General features: G+C 58.7%; 17 protein-coding genes. 6 read left to right on the forward strand and 11 right to left on the reverse strand.

Annotated features, from left to right (window positions below; translation table 11 throughout):
• Positions 1-6 precede the first annotated feature (6 nt).
• From pqqF to IAE48_RS16565, 9 genes are all read right to left on the reverse strand, one after another.
• Entirely contained in the window at positions 7-2,190 is a 2,184-nt protein-coding gene (gene pqqF / locus IAE48_RS16525; protein ID WP_200135020.1) for a pyrroloquinoline quinone biosynthesis protein PqqF, read from the reverse strand.
• A 2-nt stretch (positions 2,191-2,192) separates the two neighbouring features.
• The gene (gene pqqE / locus IAE48_RS16530) at positions 2,193-3,326 is read right to left on the reverse strand and encodes a pyrroloquinoline quinone biosynthesis protein PqqE (RefSeq protein ID WP_200135021.1); all 1,134 of its coding nucleotides are present in this window, start codon (positions 3,324-3,326) and stop codon (positions 2,193-2,195) included.
• Complete coding sequence (pqqD, locus tag IAE48_RS16535) at positions 3,319-3,591, reverse strand: pyrroloquinoline quinone biosynthesis peptide chaperone PqqD (RefSeq protein WP_200135062.1); 273 nt, start codon at positions 3,589-3,591, stop codon at positions 3,319-3,321. Before pqqD ends, pqqE begins: the two co-directional genes overlap by 8 nt.
• 5 nt (positions 3,592-3,596) lie before the next feature.
• Positions 3,597-4,352, reverse strand: coding sequence for a pyrroloquinoline-quinone synthase PqqC (pqqC, locus tag IAE48_RS16540; RefSeq protein WP_200135022.1), 756 nt, complete (start codon positions 4,350-4,352; stop codon positions 3,597-3,599).
• Positions 4,353-4,360: 8 nt separating this feature from the next.
• Positions 4,361-5,272 carry a pyrroloquinoline quinone biosynthesis protein PqqB gene (gene pqqB / locus IAE48_RS16545; protein WP_200135023.1) on the reverse strand — a complete coding sequence of 304 codons (912 nt, stop codon included), beginning with the start codon at positions 5,270-5,272 and terminating at the stop codon, positions 4,361-4,363.
• Positions 5,273-5,328: 56 nt separating this feature from the next.
• The gene (gene pqqA, locus IAE48_RS16550; RefSeq protein WP_071789594.1) at positions 5,329-5,400 is read right to left on the reverse strand and encodes a pyrroloquinoline quinone precursor peptide PqqA; all 72 of its coding nucleotides are present in this window, start codon (positions 5,398-5,400) and stop codon (positions 5,329-5,331) included.
• Between the two features lie 40 nt (positions 5,401-5,440).
• The gene (locus IAE48_RS16555; protein WP_200135024.1) at positions 5,441-6,481 is read right to left on the reverse strand and encodes a dipeptidase; all 1,041 of its coding nucleotides are present in this window, start codon (positions 6,479-6,481) and stop codon (positions 5,441-5,443) included.
• Positions 6,482-6,537: 56 nt separating this feature from the next.
• On the reverse strand, positions 6,538-7,890 hold the full coding sequence (gene gorA, locus IAE48_RS16560) for a glutathione-disulfide reductase (RefSeq protein ID WP_200135025.1): 1,353 nt from the start codon (positions 7,888-7,890) through the stop codon (positions 6,538-6,540).
• Positions 7,891-7,974: 84 nt separating this feature from the next.
• Positions 7,975-8,817, reverse strand: a complete 843-nt coding sequence (locus tag IAE48_RS16565; RefSeq protein ID WP_200135026.1) for a 23S rRNA (adenine(2030)-N(6))-methyltransferase RlmJ — start codon at positions 8,815-8,817, stop codon at positions 7,975-7,977.
• A 180-nt stretch (positions 8,818-8,997) separates the two neighbouring features.
• Between IAE48_RS16565 and prlC the strand changes: the two genes are divergently transcribed.
• Positions 8,998-11,040: an oligopeptidase A gene (prlC, locus tag IAE48_RS16570; protein WP_023482076.1), complete on the forward strand. Its 2,043-nt coding sequence runs from the start codon at positions 8,998-9,000 to the stop codon at positions 11,038-11,040.
• A 3-nt stretch (positions 11,041-11,043) separates the two neighbouring features.
• Positions 11,044-11,796 carry a 16S rRNA (guanine(1516)-N(2))-methyltransferase RsmJ gene (gene rsmJ, locus IAE48_RS16575; protein ID WP_200135027.1) on the forward strand — a complete coding sequence of 251 codons (753 nt, stop codon included), beginning with the start codon at positions 11,044-11,046 and terminating at the stop codon, positions 11,794-11,796.
• A gap of 65 nt (positions 11,797-11,861) precedes the next feature.
• Here rsmJ and uspA read toward each other — a convergent pair whose 3' ends face one another.
• The gene (gene uspA, locus IAE48_RS16580) at positions 11,862-12,299 is read right to left on the reverse strand and encodes a universal stress protein UspA (RefSeq protein ID WP_042713217.1); all 438 of its coding nucleotides are present in this window, start codon (positions 12,297-12,299) and stop codon (positions 11,862-11,864) included.
• A gap of 453 nt (positions 12,300-12,752) precedes the next feature.
• Between uspA and uspB the strand changes: the two genes are divergently transcribed.
• The gene (uspB, locus tag IAE48_RS16585) at positions 12,753-13,088 is read left to right on the forward strand and encodes a universal stress protein UspB (protein ID WP_200135063.1); all 336 of its coding nucleotides are present in this window, start codon (positions 12,753-12,755) and stop codon (positions 13,086-13,088) included.
• Positions 13,089-13,372: 284 nt separating this feature from the next.
• Here uspB and pitA read toward each other — a convergent pair whose 3' ends face one another.
• Positions 13,373-14,869, reverse strand: a complete 1,497-nt coding sequence (gene pitA / locus IAE48_RS16590; RefSeq protein WP_042713216.1) for an inorganic phosphate transporter PitA — start codon at positions 14,867-14,869, stop codon at positions 13,373-13,375.
• Between the two features lie 229 nt (positions 14,870-15,098).
• On the opposite strand from pitA, the gene IAE48_RS16595 reads away from it, so the two are divergent.
• The 3 genes from IAE48_RS16595 (at position 15,099) to IAE48_RS16605 (ending at position 19,027) form a co-directional block, all read left to right on the forward strand.
• Entirely contained in the window at positions 15,099-16,298 is a 1,200-nt protein-coding gene (locus IAE48_RS16595; protein ID WP_200135028.1) for an NAD(P)/FAD-dependent oxidoreductase, read from the forward strand.
• Positions 16,299-16,685: 387 nt separating this feature from the next.
• Positions 16,686-18,608: a type VI secretion system Vgr family protein gene (locus tag IAE48_RS16600; protein WP_200135029.1), complete on the forward strand. Its 1,923-nt coding sequence runs from the start codon at positions 16,686-16,688 to the stop codon at positions 18,606-18,608.
• Positions 18,608-19,027 carry a DcrB-related protein gene (locus IAE48_RS16605; protein ID WP_054802667.1) on the forward strand — a complete coding sequence of 140 codons (420 nt, stop codon included), beginning with the start codon at positions 18,608-18,610 and terminating at the stop codon, positions 19,025-19,027. The genes IAE48_RS16600 and IAE48_RS16605 overlap by 1 nt, the downstream gene beginning before the upstream one ends.
• Position 19,028: the final 1 nt, after the last annotated feature.

The following is a 19,028-nucleotide window of genomic DNA, read 5'->3' on the forward strand; positions in this document are numbered from 1 at the left end:
GTTTCACTAAACGGTCGCTGCTTTCCCGCTCGTGCCGCGCCAGGCATTCGGCATCTGCTGCGCCAGCCACTCGGCTTGCGGGCCGGGCGTTGTGCTGGCCTGCTGCACAAAGAACCCCTGCGCCTCTTCGCGTAGCGCATCCGCGGAGTGAGTCGGCGACTGCATCACCACCAGCACCCCTTGCCGATCCGCGCAGTAGTACCACTGGCACTGGGCGACGTAGCCGAGGCTGCGCTCAACCCGCATCTGGTGGAAAAAGAGCGGTTGATAGCGCTGGACAAGCGCCTGCATCTCCTCAATCTCCTCTTCAACCGGCAGGAACAGCAGCAGCGCGTTGTCCTCCTCCTGCGTATCCAGCGTGAAGTGTTTGCCGGGAGCGATAAGCGGCGGCGCGTCGGTTTCGGTCTCAACAGGAAAGATAAAGGCGCTTAACAAGCGGGAGAGCGCCTGATGCAGCGCCGCGTCGCCGCCCGCCAGATGCGCTTGCCAGACCTGTTGAGTGGGCTGAGCAACAGAGGTTGTCAGTTCGCGCGGCAGCTGCGCCAGCAGGCGGCGCACGGCGCTGCCCTGCATCTCGCGGGCGGTCTCCTGCGCCAGCGCAAGGCGCGCCTGCACTCCGGCGTTAGCATCCTCGCGCTGCAAAATCTGAGTAATTTCCGCCAGCAGGGACTGCATCAACAGCGCCTCTCCGCAGAGGTGAAGCTGCCAGATCCCCTGCTCACGCTGCACGGTCAACACGCCGCCCTGGCGAGCCGCCCATGCACTGAGTGGGCGCAGGCGCGAGGCCAGCCACCAGCCGGTTTCATCACTAAACGCCGTGGCGGGCTGTGGTCGCAGCCGCAGTGAAGCATCGCCCGCAGCCGGTTGCCACGCCAGCGGCGCAGTGGCGGAAGGGAGTGCTGGCGCGCGCAGCGGCGCAGGCGTCGGGAAGGGAGTAAACGAGATCGGTTCATCAGGTGCTGTTTGCGGCACAAAAGGGGCCAGCGTCAGGGTAAAGCCCTGACTCTCCACGGTTTCTCCGCTCACCTCAGGCGAGGTCCATAACCGGCTGGTGTTTGCCGGGGTAAGGGCTGCCAGCAAAGCAGGCCAGCCGTCGGGATCGGGCGGCAGCAGGCCAATGGCGCGCGCACGCAGCGCTTCAAGCGGCGCAAGCTGCATAAAAGCGTGCTGCGTAAAGCGGCATAGCGCCTGACACTGCGCCTCGCTCAGGGCGCTGACGGCATCAAGCCAGCGGAAGAAGAGAGCTTCAACCTGTGCGGCGCTGACGGTTTCGTCGCGCAGCGTAAAGGTGAGCCGCAGCCAGAGGGTTTCGCTATTCAGGCAATCGGCCTGCAGGTTGATGGCCGTTACCAGGTTGCGCTGGCGCCAGGTCTCCATCAATCCACCTGCGGTTTCATCCAGCAACAGGGTTTCCAGCAGACGCAGCGCGCCGCTGACGGCGGCGGGAGGGGTAAAGCTCAGCACCAGCATGGTTTCGCGCGGCTGATGCAGCGCGCAATCGCCCTGTGCAAGGGCGAGCGGCATAACGACATCGGCCTCTCTGCCTGAGGCGGGCGGCGCGGCGCTACAGCGCGCCAGCGCTTCGAGATTCTCCAGCGTTTGCGGCCCCTGTAAAAAGAGGCGCAGGTTCCCGGCGTGATAGTGCTGTTGGTGGAAAGCCTGCAATGCCTGCTGAAGCGGGGCGGCTTCGTCGCCAAAGCTTGCGTGGTTGCCGATGCGAAAACGCGCCAGCTGACCATCACCATCCAACATGTTTAGCAGAGCGGCTTCACGCCGTTTTTCAGCATCGTGTTGCAACAGGCGATACTCTGCGTCGATCACCGAGGCTTCTGCGAGGATCTCGCTCTCATTAAGCTGTGGTGTCACCAGCATATCGGTAAGACGTAATAGCCCCGGCTCCAGCAGGTCAGCAGGCACCTCAAAAAAGTAGGCCGTCTGCGCCAGCCGGGTTGAGGCGTTAAGCCGCCCGCCCTGCGACGGTACCCAGCTGATTAGGCGCTGCGCCTGCGGAAAACCGAGGCTGCCGCGAAACAGCATATGCTCCAGCAGATGCGCCAGCCCCGGCCAGCCCTGCGGCTCTTGCAGGCTGCCGGCATCGACGCACCACAGCGCTGCCGCCTGGCGTGCATCGGGTTGATGCACCAGGGTGACGTGCAACCCATTGTCGAGGTGGAGCTGTCGGGTCTGCATGGTTAGCCTTTGACGATTAGTTGCGAGTTAACGCGGTTGCGAAAACGCAGTTCATGCACGCCGATGCGGCTATGGTTGGCCTCTTCGCGCGCTGCGAGAATGGTGCCGTGATGCGGTGATTTGCTGCATACCGGGTCGGCATTCGCCGCGTCGCCGGTCAGCATATAGGCCTGGCAGCGGCAGCCACCAAAGTCCTGCTCCTTCTCCGGGCAGGAGCGGCACGGCTCCGGCATCCAGTCGTTGCCGCGATAGCGGTTAAAGCCGAAGGAGTCATACCAGATGTGCTCCAGCGAGTGCTCCAGCACTGAGGGGAACTTCACCGGCAGCTGGCGCGCGCTATGGCACGGCAGCGCGGTGCCTTCCGGCGTCACGCTTAAAAAGATCGCCCCCCAGCCGCCCATGCAGCCCTTTGGGCGCTCTTCGTAGTAGTCCGGGGTGACAAACAGCAAGTTGGTCAGATTGCCGCTTTCCGCCATCTTCGCCCGGTAGTCGCTGACCACCGCTTCGGCGCGGGCAATCTGCTCGCGGCTCGGCAGTAGCCCTTCACGGTTAAGCTGTGCCCAGCCGTAAAACTGACAGGTTGCCAGCTCAACGTCATCGGCCTCCAGCTGTAACGCCAGGGCGATAATCCTGTCGATCTGGTCGATATTGTGCCGGTGCAAGACGAAGTTCAGCACCATCGGGTAGCCGAGCGCTTTGACCGCTTTCGCCATCGCCAGCTTCTGATGGAAGGCTTTTTCGTTGCCCGCCAGCGCGGCATTCAGTTCAGGATCGCTGGCCTGGAAGCTGATCTGGATATGATCCAGCCCGGCATCGGCAAAGGTGTGCAGCTTCTTCTCGCTCAGACCAATGCCGGAGGTGATCAGATTGGTGTAGAACCCCATCCCGCGCGCGGCGGCAATCAGCTCCGGCAAATCTTTGCGCAGCAGCGGTTCACCGCCGGAAAAGCCAAGCTGTACGCTGCCCATCGCCCGCGCCTGGCGAAACACCTCAATCCACTGCGCCGTGGTCAGCTCCTGCTCCTGGGTCGAGAAGTCGAGCGGGTTGGAGCAGTAGGGGCACTGGAGCGGGCAGCGATAGGTCAGCTCCGCCAGCAGCCAGAGCGGCGGATTGGCGCTTTTGGCGGCCTCACTCACGGAAAATCACCCACTTCTGCGCATAGGCCTGCGCCAGGAAATCGAGCACGTCGGCAGAAAGCTCTTCGGCCTCGGGAAAACGCGCCTCCAGCGTGGCGATAATCTCGCCCACGCTTTTGATGCCATCCACTTCTGAGAGGATCGCCGTGGCGCTGTCGTTCAGCTTCGCCATCCCTTCCGGGTAGAGGATCACATGGCAATCCTGCGCGGCTTCCCACTGCAGGCGGTAACCCCGGCGGAAGGCGGGAATGTGATGTGCCTGAATGTGCATTACACCAGTCTCCTTGTGTGCCACACCGCGTCTGCGGTGACGGTGTGATAGGGCGCGCGATGAAGGCTGTAGGCCATGGTCATCGCATCGAGCATGCTCCAGAGGATGTCGAGTTTAAATTGCAGGATGTCGAGCATCCGCTGCTGCTTCTCAGCGGTGTCGCACCACTCCAGTGCCAGCGATAAACCGTGCTCGACATCGCGTCGCGCCTGGCCGAGACGGCTGCGGAAGTAGTCATACCCCTGCGGTTCAATCCACGTGTAGTGTTGCGGCCAGCTGTCCAGGCGCAACTGGTGGATCTGCGGCGCGAAGAGTTCGGTCAGCGAACTGCATGCCGCCTCCTGCCAGCAGGCGCGGCGGGCAAAGTTAACGTAAGCATCCACCGCAAAACGCACGCCCGGCAGCACCCGCTCTTCCGAGAGCAGGCTTTCGCGGGTTAACCCCACCGCTTCGCCAAGACGCAGCCACGCTTCGATACCGCCTTCGCTTTCCCCCTCGCCATCGTGATCGAGAATACGTTGCACCCACTGGCGGCGCACTTCCGGATGCGGGCAGTTGGCCATGATCGCCGCGTCTTTCAGCGGAATGCTGGTCTGGTAGTAGAAGCGGTTGGCGACCCAGCCCTGGATCTGCTCCCGCGTGGCTTCACCGTTATGCATCGCGATGTGATAAGGGTGATGAATATGATAGTACTGGCCCTTCGCCCGTAATGCGGCCTCAAACTCCTCGGGCGTCAGGCATATTGCTTCACTCATGAAACCTCTTATAGCGCGATAACCATCCCGTCCCAGCTCACTTCAATCCCCTGTTGCTCAAGGCTTTTTCGTTCCGGGGAGGCTTCATTCAGGATCGGGTTGGTATTGTTAATATGAATTAAAATCTTGCGACGAGCGGGCAGCGTTGCGAGCAAAGATGCAAGACCCTGCTCTTCGGCTAACGCCAGGTGACCCATCGCTTTGCCGCTGTGGCCGCCAACGCCGGTGGCGCTCAGCTCGTTATCACGCCACAGCGTGCCGTCGATCAGCAGGCAGTCGGCGCGCTGCAACCACGGCATAATCGTCTCGTCTGGCTCGCCGAGACCCGGCGCGTAAAGCAGGCTCTGCCCGCTGTTGCTGTCTTCAATAAACAGCGCCACGTTATGCCCGGGTAGCGGGCGATCGCGGTAAGGCGAGTAGGGCGGTGCATTGCTCAGCAGCGGGATAGCGGTAAAGTGCAGCTGCGGGCAAACCGACACCTGGAAGCGCGTCAGCGGCTCAACAGGGTGATGTTGCAGCCCGCCATTCCAGTGGCTGAGCATCGGGAAGACGGGAAAGCCGGTGCTGAGATCATCATGCACTTCCGGCGTGCACCACACCTGATGTGGGCAGCCTTCACGCAGGCTTAGCAGCCCCGCGCTGTGATCAATCTGGCTGTCGGTCAGGATAATCGCGCCAATGGCGGTACCGCGCAGCTGTTCGGGTCTGTTCAGCGCCGGTGTGGCGCGTAATTGCTGGCTGATATCGGGCGAGGCGTTGCACAACACCCAGTTTTTGCCATCATCGCTTATCGCAATCGACGATTGCGTGCGCGCTGAGGTTTGCATTGTGCCGTTACGCACTCCCGCGCAGTTCGGGCAGTTGCAGTTCCATTGGGGAAAGCCGCCGCCCGCTGCGGAACCTAAAACAGTAATCAGCATCTGTGTAAACCGGTAAGCAAAAAAGAGGAAGCCCGCAGCAAGGCGGGCGGGCGCGTTTAGCGGTTGGAAATATAGAGAGTGACTTCCAGACCTAAGCGCAGATCCACGAACGTTGGTTTAGTCCACATAGCGTAACTCCTTGGGATGAGAGGAGGTAACCCGCGTGATTCAGTTACCCCAGGTCATATTCAGAACTCGCAGCCAGTTGCGCCAGGCAAGTTTCTCTGCCAACGGCTGGCTGATGCCAGACGATGTCAGCAGGGCCATGAGTCGCGGTAGCCCCGTGACATCGCCCAACTCTTCCGGCAGGTCGATGCCGTCAAAGTCGGAGCCGAATGCTACACGATCCTCACCAAGTTTAGTAAGCAGATAGTCGATGTGTTGGAAAATTTTGTGTAAAGGAGTGCGGGCGTCGCGCTTGCCATCTTCACGCAGGAAGGCGGTACCGAAGTTAACGCCCACCAGCCCGTCGCTGGCGGCAATCACCTCCAGCTGAGCATCGGTGAGATTACGCGGCTGCGGGCAGAGGGCGTGAGCATTGGAGTGGCTGGCGACCAGCGGCGCAGTGCTGAGGGCAGCGGTGTCCCAGAACGCCCGTTCATTCATATGCGAGAGGTCGATAAGAATTCGCCGGTGGTTGCAGGCACGGATAAGCCGTTTGCCCGCCTCGCTCAGGCCCGGCCCGGTATCCGGCGAACCGGGAAAGCGGCCGTTTACCCCTTCGCCAAACACATTCGGCAGGTTCCAGAACGGCCCAATACTGCGCACGCCGCGTGCGACCAGCGCATCCAGCGGCTCTAACTCTGCGTTGAGCGCGTCGGCGCCTTCAATATGCAGTACCAGCGCAATGGTGCCATCTTGCAGGCACTGCGCAATCTCCTGTGCGCTGTGGCAGACGCGCATTCTGCCCTCTGAGGCATCGACCATGCGGTAGAAGAGATCGATCTGCTGGTGGGTGATCCGGAGCGGATCGTGCAGCGCCTGCGCCGCATCGGGCGTTATGCCGCGCATCTCTGCGATATAGCGAGCGGGCGGCACAAAGACGGCGAACAGCCCACCGGCAAAACCGGCGCGCTGCATACGGGGAAAATCGAGATGACCGCCGTTAAGGCCGCTGAAAACCTGTTCGACAGAGGTGTCTGGCTGCTCCAGCCACAACCGCAGCAGCAGATCGTTATGACCATCAAACACGGGGAGTTGCGCCGCCATCTTTCAAACCTTGTGTAAAAGCAAAACTGGCCGCGGGGGCCAGTTTGCGTGGAGCATTAACGCATGGTGACGAACTCTTCCGCCGCCGTCGGGTGGATGGCGACAGTGTTGTCGAAGTCCTTCTTGGTCGCGCCCATTTTCAGCGCTACGGCGAAGCCCTGCAACATCTCATCCATCCCGGAGCCGATGCCGTGAATACCGACAATCTTCTCCTCTGGCCCGATGCAGACCAGCTTCATGCGGCACGGCTGGCGGTGAGAGGTGACGGCGGTATACATCGCGGTAAAGGAGGATTTATAGACCTTCACCTGGTCGTCGCCATACTGCTCGCGCGCCTGCGGTTCGGTTAAACCAACGGTGCCGATTGGCGGGTGGCTGAAGACCACGGTCGGAATATTGCTGTAGTCCAGATGCTCGTCCGGCTTGTTGTTAAACAGCCGCTCGGAGAGGCGACGGCCAGCCGCCACGGCAACCGGCGTCAGCTCAACCGCGCCGGTGTTATCGCCCACCGCGTAGATGCCGGGAACGCTGGTGTTCTGGAACTTATCCACTTCGATATAGCCCTTGTCGTTGGTTTTCACACCGGTGGCGGCAAGGTTGAAGTTATCGGTTTCCGGTTCGCGGCCAATCGCCCAGATCAGGCAGTCAACGGTCTGCGAACGGCCATCTTCCAGCGTGATCGTCAGGCTACCGTCGCCGTTTTTCACCACCGCAGTCGGCACGGCGTGGGTGTGCAGATTCGGGCCTTCTGCCGCCATCACTTCCACCAGCGTCTCGGTGATCATCGGATCGAAGCTGCGCAGCGGCGCGTGTTTACGCACAAAGAGGTGCGTTTCGGCACCGAGGCCGTTGATCACGCCCGCCAGCTCGACGGCGATATAGCCTGCGCCCACTACCGCAACGCGTTTCGGCAGCGCGGGCAGGGCGAAGAAACCATCGGAATCGATGCCATATTCCGCGCCGGGAATCGACGGGTGGCTCGGGCGACCGCCAGTGGCAATCAGAATATGGTCGGCGGTGATCGTCTCGCCGTTCACTTCCACAGTTTTGGCATCGACAAAGCGCGCAAAGCCGCGGATCACATCCACGTTATTTTTGCCCAGCACGTTGTCATAAGAGGTGTGAATACGGTCAATATAGGCGCTGCGGCTGGCGACCAGCTTGCTCCAGTCAAAGTGATTCACCGTGGTGTCGAAACCGTAATCCGGGCCGTAAAGATGGATCGCTTCGGCGATTTGCGCCGCATGCCACATCACCTTTTTTGGCACGCAGCCAACGTTAACGCAGGTGCCGCCCAGCTCTTTAGCTTCGATCAGCGCGCATTTTTGACCATACATGGCGGCACGGTTGATCGAGGCGATTCCGCCGCTGCCGCCACCGATGGCGAGGTAGTCATAATGTTTGCTCATGGTCGTTTCCTTAATCCTGAACGAAGTCGACAGTCGTGGCGCGATTGTAACGCGCCGGGCGTAATGCGCCACCGATGGCTGCGATTACTCTGCTACTACCTGGTTTACCAGCGTATGGCCTGTACCGGCCGGGACCAGTTTCTTGTGCAGCCACGGCAGCACGCTGTTCATTTGTGCTTCAAGTTTCCACGGCGGGTTAATCACGATCATGCCGGAGGCGGTCATGCCGCGCTGGTCGCTGTCCGGGCGCACGCCCAGCTCGATTTGCAGGATATTGCGAATGCCGGTCGCTTCCAGATCGCGCAGCATGCGTTTGATTTGCTGGCGCATCACTACCGGATACCAGAGGGCGTACACGCCGGTGGCAAAACGTTTGTGGCCTTCGCTGATACCGCTCACTACCGCCTGATAGTCGGTTTTGATCTCATACGGCGGGTCGATCAGGATCAGACCACGGCGGGAGACCGGCGGCAGTTTAGCTTTTAACTGCTGATAGCCGTCGGCGCGCGCCACGCGAGTGCGTTCATCTTTCTGGAACTCCTGACGCAGCAGCGGGAAGTCGCTCGGATGCAGCTCGGTCAGCATCAATGTGTCCTGCTCGCGCAGCAGCTGGCGGGCAATCAGCGGTGAACCTGGGTAGTAACGCAGCTGCTCGCCACGGTTAAAGTGACGCACCACATTCATGTAGGGTTCCAGCTCGGCGGGCAGATCGTCCTGCTGCCAGATGCGCGCAATCCCTTCCATATATTCACCGGTGCGCTCCGCATGCTCGCCGGAGAGCTGATAACGCCCCGCGCCTGCGTGGGTGTCGAGATAGAGAAACGGTTTCTCTTTTTCTTTCAGCGCTTCGATGATCAGGCTCTGAACGGTGTGTTTGAGGACGTCGGCGTGGTTGCCCGCGTGGAAGCTGTGGCGATAACTGAGCATAGCGTTGGAGATTCCAGAAATTAAACGAGATTTCGCACAGTCTATCGCAGATCGCGGCGGATTACCGCTCAACCCTCCGCTTATTGCAGCGATACCCGGCTTAAGCGCACCCTCCGGCATTGAAATCTCCATAAGTTAGCCCCATGCTAATCAAACACCCTTTTCAACAGGACTGCGCATATGACCAACCCCCTTTTGACGCCTTTCGAGTTACCGCCGTTTTCCCACATTCGTCCTGAACACGTTGTCCCTGCGGTAACGAAAGCGCTGGACGACTGCCGAAACGCGGTTGAGAGCGTTGTCGCGCAGGGTGGCCCCTATACCTGGGCCAATCTTTGCCAGCCGCTGGCGGAAGTCGATGACCGCCTGGGTCGTCTCTTCTCTCCCGTCAGCCACCTGAATTCCGTGAAAAACAGCCCGGAACTGCGTGAAGCTTACGAACAGACCCTGCCGCTGCTCTCCGAGTACAGCACCTGGGTCGGCCAGCATGAAGGGCTCTATAACGCCTATCGCGATCTGCGCGACGGCGACCACTACGCTGAACTGAGCGTTGCCGAGAAAAAATCGGTCGATAACGCCCTGCGCGACTTTAAACTGTCGGGTATTGGCCTGCCGAAAGAGACGCAGAAACGCTATGGCGAAATCGCCGCGCGCCTCTCTGAACTGGGCAACCTCTACAGCAACAATGTGCTCGACGCCACCATGGGCTGGAGCAAGCTGGTTACTGACGAATCTGAACTCTCCGGCATGCCGGAAAGCGCCTTAGCGGCGGCGAAAGCGCAGGCTGAAGCTAAAGAGCAAGAGGGCTATCTGTTAACGCTCGATATTCCGAGCTACCTGCCGGTGATGACTTACTGCGACAACCAGGCGCTGCGCGAAGAGATGTACCGTGCGTACAGCACCCGCGCCTCCGATCAGGGGCCGAACGCCGGTAAATGGGATAACAGCCCGGTGATGGCAGAGATCCTAGCCCTGCGCCACGAACTGGCACAACTGCTTGGCTTTGAGAGCTATGCGGATAAATCGCTGGCGACCAAAATGGCGGAAAACCCGGCGCAGGTGCTGGAGTTTTTAACCGATCTGGCGAAACGCGCGCGTCCGCAGGGCGAAAAAGAGCTGGCGCAGCTGCGCGCTTTTGCGAAAGCGGAGTTTGGCGTCGACGATCTGCAACCGTGGGATATCGCCTACTACAGCGAAAAACAGAAGCAGCACCTCTACAGCATCAGCGATGAGCAGCTGCGCCCTTACTTCCCGGAAAACCGCGCCGTTAACGGCCTGTTCGAAGTGGTAAAACGCATTTACGGCATTACCGCTAAAGAGCGTACCGATGTTGATGTGTGGCATCCGGAAGTGCGCTTCTTCGAACTGTATGACGAAAACAACGAGCTGCGCGGCAGCTTCTACCTCGATCTCTATGCCCGCGAGCACAAACGCGGCGGGGCGTGGATGGATGATTGCGTCGGCCAGATGCGCCGCGCCGACGGCACGCTGCAAAAACCGGTCGCCTATCTCACCTGTAACTTTAACCGCCCGGTGAGCGGCAAACCGGCGCTCTTCACCCATGATGAAGTGATCACTCTGTTCCATGAGTTTGGTCACGGCCTGCACCATATGCTGACGCGGGTTGAAACCGCAGGCGTTGCGGGGATCAGCGGTGTGCCGTGGGATGCGGTTGAGCTGCCGAGCCAGTTTATGGAGAACTGGTGCTGGGAGCCGGAGGCGCTGGCGTTTATCTCCGGTCACTTTGAGACCGGCGAGCCGCTGCCGCAGGAGCTGCTGGATAAAATGCTGGCGGCGAAAAACTACCAGGCGGCAATGTTTATCCTGCGCCAGCTGGAGTTCGGCCTGTTCGACTTCCGTCTGCATGCGGAATTTAACCCGCAAGAGGGGGCGAAAATCCTCGAAACTCTGGCCGAGATCAAACGCCAGGTCGCGGTGATGCCTGGGCCGTCGTGGGGCCGTTTCCCGCACGCCTTCAGCCATATCTTCGCCGGCGGTTACGCCGCGGGTTACTACAGCTATCTGTGGGCCGATGTGCTGGCGGCCGACGCCTACTCCCGCTTCGAGGAAGAGGGGATTTTCAACCGCGAAACCGGGCAGTCGTTCCTCGATAACATCCTGACGCGCGGCGGTTCAGAAGAGCCGATGGAGCTGTTCAAACGCTTCCGTGGGCGCGAGCCGCAGATTGACGCGATGCTTGAGCATTATGGTATCGAAGGCTAACACTTGAAGATCTGCTTAGTGGATGAAACAGGCACCGGAGACGGTGCCTTATCCGATCTTATCGCCCGCTTTGGGCTGGAGCCGGATGACGACAACCTGATGGCGCTGGTTCGCACACCAACCCATCTTGAGCTGCGTAAACGCGATGAACCGAAACTCGGCGGTATTTTTGTCGATTTTGTCGCAGGCGCGATGGCGCACCGGCGCAAGTTTGGTGGCGGTCGCGGGGAAGCGGTGGCGAAAGCGGTCGGCGTTAAAGGCAGCTATCTGCCGGAGGTGGTGGATGCCACTGCCGGGCTTGGGCGCGATGCCTTTGTGCTCGCTTCCGTCGGTTGCCGGGTTCGCATGCTGGAGCGCAACCCGGTGGTTGCCGCTCTGCTGGAGGATGGTCTGCAGCGCGGCTATGCCGATGCGGAAGTCGGCCCGTGGCTGCGCGACCGGTTAACGCTTATTCACGCTTCAAGCCTCTCGGGGCTTGCTGATATTACGCCGCGCCCGCAGGTGGTCTATCTCGATCCGATGTTTCCGCACAAGCAGAAGAGCGCGCTGGTGAAAAAGGAGATGCGGGTTTTTCAGTCGCTGGTTGGCCCGGACCTTGATGCTGATGGCTTACTGGAGCCTGCGCGGCAGTTAGCGATTAAACGCGTGGTGGTTAAACGGCCCGACTATGCGCCGCCGCTGGCAGGCGTCGCTACGCAATCTGCGGTGGTGACCAAAAGCCACCGTTTCGATATTTACCCCGGCTCCGGGGAATAAAAAAGCCCGGTGGCGTTGCGCGCACCGGGCGGTATTCAGGCTACTGACGAAAGGTCAACGAACGATTATTCGTCCTCTTCATCGCGCAGCGGGACAATCAGCATATCCACATGAACGGTGTTAATCAGCTGGCGCGCAGAGGACATCAGTTTGCTCCAGAAGTCCTGATGATGGCCGCACACCACCAAATCCATATCATATTTTTTGATCGCGTCGACCAGCACCTGGCCCAGATCGCCGCTGCCGCTGAGGGTTTCGGTAATCGGATAACCTGCGTTGGTGGAGAGCTCCGTCAGCGCCTGGTGCGTTTCGTCGGAGATGCGCTTTTGCATATCGCCGAGGTTAACGTCGATAAGGCCGGTGTAGAGATCGGAGTAGTTCACATCGACATGAATCAGGGAAATCTTTGCGTTGTAAGGGCGCGCCATTGAGACGGCTTTATCAACCAGCAGCTTGCTTTCAGGGGAGAGATCGACGGCGATAAGGATGTGTTTGTAAGCCATAATATTACTCCTTCCATAAGTTGTCGATGGCCATCCGGGGGAAACCCTGATGGGGTTGCGCTGCGCTCGCATCCTGCGTTGTACGTGAGCGTTGCGCCCGACTTTTCAGGTCGTATTCAAAATGATTCCTACCTTATAACGCTCTAACAGCACCGTCAATCAACCTGGATCACGATTCACTTACGTAATATTTACAGCGAGATGCAGGGATATGCGTTCGCTTGTGGCAAAAAAAGAGCGCTATCTCCTACACTATTAAGAAACCGTACGGAAGAGAGAGACGATGTCCCGAAGTTGTCCTGATGCTTTGCGCGAGGTCAACTACGGAACATCGCCTTCGTTGTGGTCCGTCCGGAGCCTTGGTTACACTCTTTGTTGTCTACCTTAGTGGGGTTTTCAGGAGCGTGAGCGCTGGAGTGAAACTCTGTGGGCTCTCGCCGGGGAGGGGATATGGTGATCAGCACTGTTGCGCTGTTTTGGGCTTTGTGTGTGGTGTGTGTAGTGAACATGGCGCGTTATTACTCATCGCTGCGCGCCCTGTTGGTGGTACTCCGCGGGTGTGATCCTTTGCTGTATCAATATGTCGATGGCGGTGGGTTCTTTACCGCCCACGGTCAGCCGAGCAAGCAGATGCGGCTGGTGTGGTACATATACGCTCAACGTTACCGCGATCACCATGACGATGAGTTTATCCGCCGCTGCGAGCGGGTGCGTCACCTGTTTATTTTGACCAGTTCGTTATGCGGGCTGGTGGTGCTGAGCCTGGTTGGGCTGATGATTTGGCACTGAGCGCTGTTTTGATAAATGCCTGATGGCGCTACGCTTATCAGGCCTGCGGGCTACCGGGCTGGGCTTTCGCGTAGGCCGGATAAGGCGCCAGCCGCCATCCTGCAATGTGCACGGTTTCGGCCACTGCCTGATGGCGCTACGCTTATCAGGCCTACGGGTTACCGGGCCGGGCTTTCGGCGTAGGCCCGATAAGGCGCGATCCGCCATCCGGCAATCAGCACGGTTCCGGCAATAAAAAAACGGGTCAGTTTCCTGACCCGTTTTTTGTCTCTCTGAGGCTTACGTTAAATAAGCTTCAGCGCAATCCAGTACAGACCACCGGAGAGGATAATCGACGCCGGCAGCGTGAAGATCCAGGCCATCAGAATGTTGGTCACGGTTTTACGCTGCAGACCGCCGCCGTCGACAATCATCGTACCGGCTACGGACGAAGAGAGCACGTGGGTGGTCGAGACCGGCATACCGGTATAGCTTGCCAGACCAATCGACACCGCTGCGGTCATCTGCGCGGACATCCCCTGAGCGTAGGTCATGCCTTTCTTACCGATCTTCTCGCCGATGGTGGTGGCAACACGACGCCAGCCAATCATCGTCCCCAGACCCAGCGCCAGCGCGACCGCCATGATGATCCAGATTGGCGCGTACTCGATGGTGCTGAGCATATCGCCTTTCAGTTTCTTCAGCAGACGCTGATCGTCGGCGCTGATCTCCGGCTGCTTCGCCACTTTATCCGTGATATCGGAGAGGCAGAGCATAATCCGGCGCAGCTGTCCGCGCTGTTCCAGCGGGATTTGATCGTAGCTTTCAATCCCGGTGAGCATCGCTTTCGCACGGTCCAGCGCACTGATAGCGCGGCCCGCGTGGCAGTGAAACTCGCCAGGCTTAGTGGCTACTTCTTCCGGCGTTGGGATCAGCGGATCGACACCGGTCGCTTTTTGCAGCAGCGCCGGATGTTGCTGGAAGTAGGTTTCCACGTTGTTGACGGCATCCCGCGTACGGGTGATGTCATAACCGGAGGCGTTCATATTGACCACGAAGCCCGCCGGCGCAACGCCGATCAGCACCAGCATAATCAGGCCGATACCTTTCTGACCGTCGTTTGCCCCATGAGAGAAGCTGACGCCGATAGCAGAGAGGATCAGTGCGATACGCGTCCAGAAAGGCGGCTTTTTCTTGCCGTCGATCTTCTCACGTTCCGCAGGCGTCATATGGATGCGCGCACGTTTCTTGGTGCTGCTCCAGTAGCGACGCAGCAGGAACACCAGCCCACCGGCAAATACCAGGCCGACGATCGGTGAAACGATCAGCGAACCAAAGATATTCAGCACTTTCGGGATGTTCAGCGCGTCGACCACCGAGGTGCCGGTCATCAGTGCATTGGTTAAACCAATACCGATAATTGCGCCAATCAGGGTGTGAGAACTGGAAGCAGGCAGGCCCAGATACCAGGTGCCGAGGTTCCAGATAATGGCAGCCAGCAGCATGGAAAAGACCATCGCCAGGCCGTGTGCGGAGCTAACATTCAGCAACAGATCGGTTGGCAACATATGCACAATGGCATACGCAACGCTTAACCCGCCCAGCAAAACGCCGAAGAAGTTAAACACTGCCGCCATCACAACCGCCAGCTGAGAACGCATAGCGCGTGTATAAATCACGGTTGCAACGGCATTCGCTGTGTCGTGGAAGCCGTTAATGGCCTCGTAAAACAGAACAAAAACCAGTGCAAGCACGAGGAGTAGCCCGGTATGGAGATCCAGGCCGGCAAACAAATGTACCATAGGTCGTTAAGCCATTTTGGGGACACGAACGCCGCGCATTATCAGGGACATTGGCGGTATGGGCAAAGTGAAATATCGACTTTTTTTGACATCATCGCTTACATTCCGCTGAATTTTTAAAATTATCTTATAAATTTCAATGGTATGTTTCTTTTCTCACCACACCGCGCTGGTGTGACCAGCCTGAACTCTTTACAATTCGCGACCAGGTAAGAGAGAGGGTGAAGATGTGGAAAGCTTTGATGCCATTATAGTCGGTGCTGGCGCGGCGGGGATGTTTTGTGCGGCGCTGGCGGGGCAAGCGGGCCAGCGCGTGCTGCTGCTGGATAACGGCAAAAAGCCGGGGCGTAAGATCCTGATGTCCGGCGGCGGGCGCTGCAACTTCACCAATCTTTATGTCGAACCGGCGGCTTACTTAAGCCAGAACCCCCATTTTTGTAAATCTGCCCTCGCGCGCTACACCCAGTGGGATTTTATCGATCTGGTGGGTAAACACGGCATCGCCTGGCACGAAAAGACGCTCGGCCAGCTCTTTTGCGACGATTCCGCGCAGCAGATTGTTGATTTGCTGGTGGCGGAGTGCGAGAAGGGCAATGTCACCCAGCGCCTGCGCACGGAAATCCTCTCCGTCGAGCGTGATGATAACGGCTACACCTTACAGCTGAACGGCGGCACGGTGCAGGCGGTGAAACTGGTGATCGCCTCCGGCGGGCTATCGATGCCGGGGCTGGGCGCTTCGCCTTTCGGCTACAAAATCGCCGAGCAGTTTGGCCTGAAGGTGCTGCCGACCCGCGCCGGTCTGGTACCGTTTACCCTGCACAAACCTTTACTCGAGCAGGTGCAGACCCTCTCTGGCGTCTCTGTACCCTCTGTGATCACCGCTGAAAACGGCACGGTATTTCGCGAAAACCTGCTCTTTACCCATCGCGGTCTTTCGGGGCCTGCGGTGCTGCAAATTTCCAGCTACTGGCTGCCGGGCGAGTTTGTCACTATTAACTTAGTGCCCGAGTGCAATCTGGCGGATTTCCTCAATCAGCAGCGCGACGCGCACCCCAATCAGAGCCTGAAAAACACCCTCAGCATGCAGTTGCCCAAACGCCTGGTGGAGTGTTTACAGCAGCTTGGGCAGATCCCTGATGTGACGCTAAAACAGCTCAACGGCCGTGACCAGGAGAAGCTGGTCGAGACCCTGACCGCGTGGCGTGTCCAGCCCAATGGCACCGAAGGTTACCGCACCGCAGAGGTAACGCTCGGCGGCGTGGATACCCATGAGCTCTCGTCGCGCACAATGGAAGCGCGAAACGTGCCGGGGCTCTATTTTATTGGCGAAGTGATGGATGTGACCGGCTGGCTGGGGGGCTACAACTTCCAGTGGGCATGGTCCAGCGCGTGGGCCTGCGCACAGGCGCTAGCGGAGCAAGAGGCATAAGCGTTTTTCGATCGCCCACGGTTTGCCGCATGTAATGCATCTTTTTCAGGCAATAAATTGCGAGAGCCCTCGCGAAACCGCAATGTGAGCATTTGACTCTGCGGCTGCGCACTCACACAATTCTTTTCACTTAAAGCAAATTACGCTGAAGGCCATTGATTTAAGCGTCTTTATTTTTGCGGGGTATTTATTAACTCGCTAAAAACAGACGCTTTTTTTGGTAGGTTTGCTATGGATTAGGATAATTCCTGGCACTTATTTCGCCGAAAAATCAGACAATAGAGGCCTTTTCGCTTTCAGAAAGGGTGCGGTAGCTTTCTATCAAGCCCGCCACGTTAAACCGATGAACGCGCCTGGAGTGGTGCGTTTTATGTCAGGATCCGCTACATGAGCAATCGCATCACTGTTCAGTTACCTGCCGAGGGGCTGCTCTTCTGGAAAATTTCTGGTCGTGAAGCCCTGTCCGAAGCATTCTCCTTTACCCTGCAATTGCTCGGTACTGACGCGCGCATGGATCGCAGCCAGCTGCTCGGAAAACCGGTCACCGTCACCCTGCCAACCCAGGGTTTGTCCGGCAGCCGCTACCTTAACGGTAAAATCACCCGCGTCGCCGTAAGCGCCGTCGAACTGAGCGGTACGCGTTATGCCGTTTACCAACTTACCGTTGAGCCGGATCTCTGGCCGATGAAGCGCGACCGCAACCTGCGTATTTTCCAGGGACAGACGGTGCCGCAAATCGTGAAAACCCTGCTGGGCGAATACCAGGTCAATATTGAAGATAAGCTGACAGGCAGCTACCGCACGTGGGAGTACTGCGTGCAGTACCAGGAGAGCAGCTTCGATTTCATCAGCCGTCTGATGGAGCTGGAAGGCATCGCCTACCATTTCAGGCATGAAGCGGACAAACACACGCTGGTGCTGACCGACGCGGCTACCCAACATCAGCCCTTTAGCGGCTATGAATTTATTCCCTATCACCAGACGCCATCGGGCGGTAGCACCGATGAAGAGGGAATTAGCCAGTGGGCGCTGGAAGATAGCGTGACGCCAGGGATTTACAGCCTGGATGATTACGATTTCCGCAAACCGAACGCATGGCTTTTCCAGGCGCGGCAAAACCCGAACTCTCCGTCTCCCGGCGCTATTGATGTTTATGACTGGCCGGGCCGTTTCGTCGAGCATGGGCATGGCGAATTCTACGCCCGCATTCGCCAGGAGCGCTGGCAGGTTGAGCATCAACAAATCGAAGGCACCGCCACGGCAATCGGAATTGCGCCGGGCTGCACTTTCCAGCTCACCAACGCCGCGTTCTTTAATGACAATGGCGAATACCTTGTCACCGCCGCGCACTACAACTTTGAAGAGAACCGCTACGCCAGCGGTGCCGACAGCCAGACGGTGCACCGCATCGACTTCAGCGTTATTCCCTCCTCGGTGGTGTTTCGCCCGCCGCAGCACACTCCCTGGCCGCGCACTTATGGCCCGCAGACCGCGCGCGTCGTGGGGCCGCAGGGGGAGAGTATCTGGACGGATAAATATGGCCGCATAAAAGTGAAGTTCCACTGGGACCGCCTGGCGAAAGGCGATGACACCAGTTCCTGCTGGGTGCGCGTCTCCAGCGCCTGGGCTGGTCAGGGCTATGGTGGCGTACAGATCCCGCGCGTCGGCGACGAAGTGGTCATCGACTTTATCAACGGCGACCCGGACCGCCCGATTGTTACCGGTCGCGTATACAACGAAGCGAGTATGCCGCCCTGGGCGCTGCCTGCTGCCGCAACGCAGATGGGCTTCCTCAGCCGCTCGAAAGATGGCTCGGTAGATAACGCCAACGCCCTGCGCTTTGAAGATAAAGCGGGCGAAGAGCAGGTGTGGATCCAGGCCGAACGTAACCTCGATACCCATGTGAAAAACGATGAGACGCGCAGCGTTGGCGGCTCACAGACCGTGAACATCACACGCGATCACAGCGGCAAAGTGGCCGGAACCCACTTCCAGGCGACGCAGCTATCCCACGACGAGGTGATCGGCGGCGATTTTACGCAGAAAGTGCAGGGTAATCTGACACTTGCCTCTGGCTCGAGCATCAAACTCGTTACCGGACAATCAGCCCTAATACTGGGGGCCAACGGCACGGTCACACTGCAGTGCAATGATTTTAAAATCGACGCGCTGGGCAGTGGGCAGATTAATACCAAAGGATTGCTGGATTTGAACTTATCAACACCGCAAAAACATGACGATGTTGCCCCCACCATCGACCAAATCCAGGCCGCGGTTACAAAAGCATTTAATCAAGGGAAGGATAAATAATGGCGACCGCACAGTTTGTTGTTTCGGAAGGCATCCTCAACCTGCCGGAAGCATGCCAGGATCGCAGCATTAACGTGCTGCGCTTTAATGAGAGCAACGCGACGCTGGTGATCACCCGTGCGTGGGACATCAAGGCAGGCGAGGAAGAGGCGTTTATCAGCCAGCAGCTGGCGAAAGTGAAGCGCAGCATGAAGAAAGTCGTAATGGGCGAAGTGGGAGATAGCCAGGTGGCGAACCAGCCTGCCCGTGAAGTTTCGCTGCGCTTTGAAAACCAGGGCGTGCTGGTGCATGAGAAACTGGCCATCACCCGCGTGGAGGATCATCTTCTGGTGCTGACGTTCAGCCGTACCGCGCCGTTTGACGCGCCTGCTGATGCATTCTGGGCGTCGATCAAATCGGGCTTACAGTTAGGGGCGTAAG

Source organism: Kosakonia sp. S57 (genome assembly GCF_016516575.1).
Lineage (GTDB): Bacteria > Pseudomonadota > Gammaproteobacteria > Enterobacterales > Enterobacteriaceae > Kosakonia > Kosakonia cowanii.

Coding starts and splice junctions, on each gene's coding strand:
- pqqC (WP_200135022.1), bottom strand. CDS start 4,352: ATGAGTGAAGCAATATGCCTGACGCCCGAGGAGTTTGAGGCCGCATTA.
- IAE48_RS16605 (WP_054802667.1), top strand. CDS start 18,608: ATGGCGACCGCACAGTTTGTTGTTTCGGAAGGCATCCTCAACCTGCCG.
- IAE48_RS16600 (WP_200135029.1), top strand. CDS start 16,686: ATGAGCAATCGCATCACTGTTCAGTTACCTGCCGAGGGGCTGCTCTTC.
- gorA (WP_200135025.1), bottom strand. CDS start 7,890: ATGAGCAAACATTATGACTACCTCGCCATCGGTGGCGGCAGCGGCGGA.
- uspA (WP_042713217.1), bottom strand. CDS start 12,299: ATGGCTTACAAACACATCCTTATCGCCGTCGATCTCTCCCCTGAAAGC.
- pqqB (WP_200135023.1), bottom strand. CDS start 5,272: ATGCTGATTACTGTTTTAGGTTCCGCAGCGGGCGGCGGCTTTCCCCAA.
- prlC (WP_023482076.1), top strand. CDS start 8,998: ATGACCAACCCCCTTTTGACGCCTTTCGAGTTACCGCCGTTTTCCCAC.
- IAE48_RS16565 (WP_200135026.1), bottom strand. CDS start 8,817: ATGCTCAGTTATCGCCACAGCTTCCACGCGGGCAACCACGCCGACGTC.
- IAE48_RS16555 (WP_200135024.1), bottom strand. CDS start 6,481: ATGGCGGCGCAACTCCCCGTGTTTGATGGTCATAACGATCTGCTGCTG.
- pqqF (WP_200135020.1), bottom strand. CDS start 2,190: ATGCAGACCCGACAGCTCCACCTCGACAATGGGTTGCACGTCACCCTG.
- pitA (WP_042713216.1), bottom strand. CDS start 14,869: ATGGTACATTTGTTTGCCGGCCTGGATCTCCATACCGGGCTACTCCTC.